At 72.5% G+C, this 6,076-nt stretch carries 7 protein-coding genes; 4 read left to right on the top strand and 3 right to left on the bottom strand.

Annotation, left to right across the window (positions count from 1 at the left end):
* The first annotated feature begins 2 nt into the window (after nt 1-2).
* Both hisG and ABWI04_RS30595 read left to right on the top strand, forming a co-directional pair.
* Nucleotides 3-878: an ATP phosphoribosyltransferase gene (hisG, locus tag ABWI04_RS30590; RefSeq protein ID WP_345184702.1), complete on the top strand. Its 876-nt coding sequence runs from the start codon at nt 3-5 to the stop codon at nt 876-878.
* The gene (locus tag ABWI04_RS30595) at nt 871-1,317 is read left to right on the top strand and encodes a PH domain-containing protein (RefSeq protein WP_345184700.1); all 447 of its coding nucleotides are present in this window, start codon (nt 871-873) and stop codon (nt 1,315-1,317) included. Before hisG ends, ABWI04_RS30595 begins: the two co-directional genes overlap by 8 nt.
* Nucleotides 1,318-1,335: 18 nt before the next feature.
* On the opposite strand, the gene ABWI04_RS30600 is transcribed toward ABWI04_RS30595, so the two are convergent.
* Genes ABWI04_RS30600 through ABWI04_RS30610 form a run of 3 tightly spaced genes read right to left on the bottom strand, consistent with a single transcriptional unit; the run spans nt 1,336 to nt 4,644 of the window.
* Nucleotides 1,336-1,974, bottom strand: coding sequence for a hypothetical protein (locus ABWI04_RS30600; protein WP_353834606.1), 639 nt, complete (start codon nt 1,972-1,974; stop codon nt 1,336-1,338).
* Nucleotides 1,971-3,371, bottom strand: a complete 1,401-nt coding sequence (locus ABWI04_RS30605) for a selenium-binding family protein (RefSeq protein ID WP_345184694.1) — start codon at nt 3,369-3,371, stop codon at nt 1,971-1,973. Before ABWI04_RS30605 ends, ABWI04_RS30600 begins: the two co-directional genes overlap by 4 nt.
* 10 nt (nt 3,372-3,381) lie before the next feature.
* Entirely contained in the window at nt 3,382-4,644 is a 1,263-nt protein-coding gene (locus tag ABWI04_RS30610) for a sulfite oxidase (RefSeq protein WP_353834607.1), read from the bottom strand.
* 190 nt (nt 4,645-4,834) lie between these two features.
* On the opposite strand from ABWI04_RS30610, the gene ABWI04_RS30615 reads away from it, so the two are divergent.
* Nucleotides 4,835-5,731 (top strand): AAA family ATPase, encoded by an 897-nt coding sequence (locus ABWI04_RS30615; protein WP_345184791.1) that lies wholly within the window; start codon nt 4,835-4,837, stop codon nt 5,729-5,731.
* A 2-nt stretch (nt 5,732-5,733) separates the two neighbouring features.
* Entirely contained in the window at nt 5,734-6,045 is a 312-nt protein-coding gene (locus tag ABWI04_RS30620; RefSeq protein ID WP_353834608.1) for a hypothetical protein, read from the top strand.
* The last annotated feature ends 31 nt before the right edge of the window (nt 6,046-6,076 follow it).

A 6,076-nucleotide genomic window follows, 5' to 3' on the forward strand; every position in this document is an offset into this window, starting at 1 on the left:
CCGTGCTGTCACTCGTTCTGCCCAAGGGGTCGCTGGAGAAGGCGACCATGCAGCTGTTCGACGCCGCCGACCTCACCGTCCAGCGCGCCTCGGACCGCGACTACCGCGCCTCCATCGACGACCCGCGCATCGACCGCGTCCGGGTCCTGCGCCCGCAGGAGATCCCGACCTACCTCGAACAGGGCCTGTTCGACCTCGGCATCACCGGCCGCGACTGGATCACCGAGACCGACGCCGACGTCGTCAGCCTCGGCGAGCTGAAGTACTCCAAGGCGACCTCCAACCCGGTCCGCGTGATCATGGCGGTGCCGGACGGCGCGCCCTGGCAGTCCGTGGCGGACCTGCCGGAGGGCGTGCGGATCTCCACCGAGTTCCCGGCGATGACCAAGCGGTACCTCGACCGGCACGGCGTCAAGGCCACGGTCGTCCCGTCCTACGGCGCGACCGAGGCGAAGGTGCCCGACATCGTCGACGCGATCGTCGACCTCACCGAGACCGGCTCGTCGCTGCGCAAGAACGGCCTGCGCATCCTCGACACGCTCCTGACCAGCTACACCGAGCTGGTCGCGAACCGCGAGGCCTACGAGGACGCCGAGAAGCGCGCCGCGATGGAGGACATCTCCCTGCTGCTGCAGGGCGTGATCCGCGCCCGCGGCAAGGTGCTGCTGAAGCTGAACGTCGCGCACGGCGACCTGCAGAAGGTCCTGGACATCATGCCCGCGATGGCCTCGCCCACGGTCACCTCGCTGGCCGGCGGCGAGTCCAACGCGGTGGAGTCGGTGGTGGCCAAGCGCGGCGTCAACACGCTGATCCCGGCGCTGAAGGCGGCGGGCGCCCACGACATCCTCGAGATCCCCATCGCGAAGATCGTTGACTGACGTCCCGGCCCTGCCGACGGTGTGGCGCCCCCGCACCACCCGGCTCGTCGCCTACACCACGGCGGGCGTGATCGTGCTCGGCATGATCGTGCTCGCCGTGGTGGTGGCGCCGCAGTTCAAGCTGTTCGACCGGATCCTGATGGTCGCCTTCGCCGCGGTGGTCGCCTGGGTGCTGCACATGCTGGCGCGCTGCCGCGTCGGCGCCGACGAGTCCGGCCTGACGGTCGTCAACGCCTTCCGCACCCGCCGCCTCGAATGGCCCGAAGTCGTCGGCGTCTCCATGACCACCGGCGACCCCTGGCCCACGCTCGACCTCGCCGACGGCACCTCCCTCCCCGCCATGGGCATCAACGGGGCCGAGAAGGCCCGCGCCGCCCACCAGCTCACCGAACTCCGAGCCCTCCTCCACACGCGCGGCGAAGCCCCCGACCCCACCTGACGCCCTGGACCGGCCGGGTCACCAGGCGGTGATGGCGGTGATGGTGCCGGCGCCTATGAGGGCCACGGCCCAGAGGCGGTCGAGGTTGAACCAGGCGCGGCGCAGGACGGCCAGGCCGACGATCTCGTAGACGAGGACGGCGATCACGCCGGCGACGGTGAACATCGACAGGGTGTGCACGGCGGTGACGAAGATCCCGGTCGACAGGGCGCTGCCGGAGGACGACGCCAGTCCGTGGTCGTGGCCCGCCGGGGCCGTCCCGGGCGAGGTGAGCACGGGCAGCAGCATCAGGCCCGCGCCGTGCACCGACGACATCAGGAACGACCAGCCGGCGAGCTGCCAGAGCGAGATCCGCATCCCGACCCAGCGGAAGTGCCGCCGCGACAGCAGGCGCCACAGGCCGAACCCGACGAGCACGGCCCCGCCGCCGATCGCGACCGCGCGGGTCGCGACGACGGAGCGGGTGAGGGCGACCAGGACGGCGACGGCGCCGACGGAGGCGGCGTGGCCCGCGGCGATGGCCGGGAGCGACTGCAGCACGAGGGACCGGCTGCGCTCCTGGAGTCCGCGGGCCACGGCGAACAGCCATCCCATGGCCGGGTTGAGGCCGTGGAACGCGCCGAGCGCGACGAGTGCGGCGAGCGACCCGTCGTTCACGGGTAGCAGTAGGAGTCCGAGGAGGCGTCGCCGCCCTGGAGACGCGTCTGGTGCGGGCGGCGGCCGCGGAAGTCGTCGCCGCTGGGGAAGAACCGCTCGTCGAACGAGAAGCCGTCCGGGGTGGAGTCGAGCTTGGCCATCCAGGCGCCGACGCCGTCGGGATAGAACTGGTCGTCCCACGAGCCGTACAGCGAGTTGGTGACGTAGACGCGCTTTCCGTCGCGGCTGACCTCCACCATCTGCGGCCCGCCCGCCAGGGGGCGACCGGGGTCGGCGGGATGGGGGGTCCGGCCGACGATGCCGCCGATGCGCACCGAGCCCGCCTCGACCGGGTGGAACGGGTCGCTGACGTCGTAGCGCTTCAGCTCGCCGGTGCCCCAGCAGGAGACGTACAGCCACTGGTCGTCCACCGACAGGTCGATGTCCGTCACGAGCGGGGGCACGGCCCCGAACGGCCGGATGACGGGCGGGAGGGCGTCCGGGTCGGCCGGCTCGGCCGGGATCGTGATCACCTTGGTCGCGGCCCACCGGTCGCCGTCGCGGTGCCAGACCCACACCGACGCCGACAGGTCCTCGACGCTGACGACCACGCCCGCGAACCCGTACAGCTTCGTCGGGTCGTGCGCGGGGCGCAGCTCCAGGACCATCTGGTGCTCGTCCCCGAGGTCGACCGTCTGGACGTGCTTGCGCTTGCGCAGGTCGAAGAAGTTCAGCGAGTGCCCGTACTTGCGGCCGAGCAGCAGTTCCCCGACGACACCGTCCTCGATCATGGACGGCGTGCCCCACTCGGACGCGACGAGGACGTCGTGCGCGATGTGCCACCAGGCGTCGTAGGCGAAGTGCTGCGGGCCCCGGTCGACCTCCCAGCGTCCGAGGACCTCGAACGAGGTGTGGTCGAGCAGCGCGATCCCGCCGGGGCCGTCCTCGCCGTTCGCGCCGCCGAGGGCGGTCAGGTAGAGGCCCTCGGGCCCGCAGTGGACGGTGTGCGGGCGCGAGTACCCGGCGCGCTTGGCCAGCTCGTCCGGCTCCAGCGTCTTGACGATCTTCGGGGCGGTCGGGTCGTCCTTGGTGTCGATGACGTACACCCGCGACGACCGGAGCCCGGGGACGATCAGGTACCGCCGCTCGACGTGCGGGTGCGGGGAGCCGGGGCACAGGGCGCTGCTGCACGCGTTCCACCCGAAGTGGTGCAGCTCGTCGCCGAGATAGGGCAGCTCGGTCCACCCCACCACGGAGCCGTAGGAGGCGGAGCCGGGGTCCACGTCGAGCACCGCGATCGCGTCCGGCTTCTCCGCGGCCCGGTCGAACGCCGCGACGTAGGCGAGCTTCTCCGGCGGCGCCGAGGCGGCGTCGCGCGGCGAGGCGTAGAACGTCGGGTCTGGCTTCCACAGTGGCATGGGTGCCCTTTCAGGTGATGGTGACCGGGTGCCGTACGACGGCGCCGAAGAGATAGCCGAGCGTGTTGTAGGGGGCGGTCGCGGGCTGGGCGGTGCCGGTCTCGTCGGTCGCGCGCGCCAGGAGCTCGTGGCGGCCCGGCCGTTCGGGTCGCCACGGCAGCTCCCAGCGGACCCATCCGCGGGGACTCGGGTGGCGGTCCCGCAGTCGGGCGCGGCGCCACGTCCTGCCGCCGTCCACGCTGACCTCGACGTGCCGGATGCGGCCGCCGCCCGACCAGGACCGGCCGCGCAGGACGTGCGGGCGCGCCGGCAGGGACGCCTCCCAGGGCAGCTCGAACGCGGACTTGACGTTCATGCGGGTCAGGGGCGGCGATCCCTCCTCGGGGTAGCCGGGCCCGAAGAGCCGGTAGTAGCGGGTGTTCCACGGGGAGAACAGCGGCTCGTCGGCCACCTGGATGTCTCCCAGCCACTTGATGGAGGCGATGCCCGTCCACGAGGGCACGACCAGGCGCACCGGGTGGCCGTGGTCGGGCGGCAGGGGGGCGCCGTTCATCTCGTAGGCGAGGAGCGCGTCCTTCATGGCCTTCGCGATCGGCAGGGGGCGCCGCACGCGGCCGAGGTTCTCGCCCTTGTCCACGAACTCAGCGTCCAGCCCGCGCGGCATGATGTCCACGGCCTCAGGGGTGACACCTGCACGACGCAGGACGGTCGCCAGGCGGACGCCGCGCCAGCGGGCCACGCCGACCCCGCCCAGCCGCCACGGGGTCCCCGACACCTCCTGGCCCTGCTGGGAGGTGTAGAACGCGCGGGCGTTGCCGGTGCACTCGATGAACGCGGTGACCTCCTCGGCCGGGAGCCGGAGGAGGTCCTCGTAGGTGAACTCGACGGGGCGGTCCTCGGCGGGGGCGCCGCGCAGGCCGGTTCCCCAGAGCCTCAGCCGCCAGGTGCGCGCGTCGATGAGCGGTGTGGCGACATGGTTGCGGACGAAGAACCGGTCGGTGGGGGTGAGGTACCCCTGCCCGCGCATGGCCTCCCACCGCATCTCGGCGTTCGTGCCCTGCGGGACGAACAGCTCCGGGGGCAGCGGCTTCACGATTCCGGTCGCGGCGTCCGCGGGCCGCGGGCCGAGGGCCGCGGAGAGGCCGGCGGTCAGCCCGGCTCCCGCCGACAGCCGCAGGAGTCCCCTCCGGGAGGGGGATCGGACGCGCTCGTAGGTCGCCTCGTCGGTCAGCTCGTCCCCATGGGGCAGGTCATCGGGATCACCGCTTCGCATGGCTCCGATGCTGCTCAGCCCGCGTCCAAAAGTCAACTTTCCCTACTGCTTTGACAGGTTTTTATCGGTGGGGGAGGTTCCCATAGCGCGGCAAAGCGGGGCGGACGGCCGAGCCGGATCCGTACGGAACCAGATGTGTGACTTGGGTCTCGGGCTGAGTAGCCTGTGATCCGTGGGGGAGGCGGCGCCGATGACCGTGGACCAGGTCGGATCGCCCGCGGAGCTCGCGGGCCTGCTCGACAGGAACGGCTACCTGTGCGACGAGGGGCTCGCCACGGCCTGCTTCCTCGCCCTGCGGATGGGACGGCCCCTGTTCCTGGAGGGGGAGGCGGGCGTCGGCAAGACCGAGCTGGCCAAGACGCTCGCGCGGGGCCTCGGCGCGCCGCTGATCCGGTTGCAGTGCTACGAGGGCCTCGACGCGTCGCAGGCGCTCTACGACTGGGACTTCCCCCGCCAGCTCCTGCACCTGCGCGCGGCGGAGGCCGCGGGCGTCAGCGACGTGTCGCGGCTGGAGGGCGAGCTCTACGACCGGCGGTTCCTGCTGGCGCGGCCGCTGCTCCAGGCGCTGGAGACGTCCCCCAGCGTGCTGCTCGTCGACGAGCTGGACCGCGCCGACGACGAGTTCGAGGCGTTCCTGCTCGAGGTCCTCAGCGACTTCACGATCACCGTCCCCGAGCTCGGCACGATCCGGGCCGAGCGGCCGCCGGTGGTCGTGGTGACGTCCAACCGCACCCGCGAGGTCCACGACGCGCTCAAGCGCCGCTGCCTGTACCACTGGCTGGAGCACCCCTCGTTCGACCGCGAGGTCGCGATCATCAGGCGGCGGCTGCCGGACGCGGCGGAGCGGCTGGCCGGGCAGGTGGCGCGGGCCGCGCAGCGGATGCGCGAGGCCGACCTGCTGAAGCCGCCGGGCGTCGCCGAGTCCCTGGACTGGACGGAGGCGCTCGTGGCCCTCGGCGTCCGCGACCTCGACCCGGGTACGGCGGCGGTGACGCTCGGCGCCGTCCTGAAGTACCGCGAGGACCAGCAGCGCGTGCTCGGCGGCGACGGCGCGGCCGGGCTAGAGGCACTGCTCGACGGGGGGTGACCGTGGACCGGGACGTCACCGAGACGATGGTCGGCTTCGCCAGGACGGTGCGCGCGGCGGGCGGGGCCGCCGATCCCGAGCGGGTCCAGGCGATGCTCGCCGCGCTCGACCATCTCGACGTTCTCGACCCGCACGACGTGTACTGGGCGGGCCGGCTCACCCTGTGCGCCGACCCCGACGACCTCGCCCGCTACGACCGCTGCTTCGCCGCGTACTTCTCGGGCGCGACCGCCCGCCCGGGACGCGGGAGGCCGCCGGTCGTGGTGCGCCGGGTGCCGATGGCGGAGCCGGGCGGGCGACGAACCCTTCTGTAGGACTCCTGCAGAAGGGTTCTCGCTTTGTACG

The organism is Actinomadura sp. NPDC000929 (assembly GCF_040492065.1).
Taxonomy (GTDB): domain Bacteria; phylum Actinomycetota; class Actinomycetes; order Streptosporangiales; family Streptosporangiaceae; genus Spirillospora; species Spirillospora verrucosospora.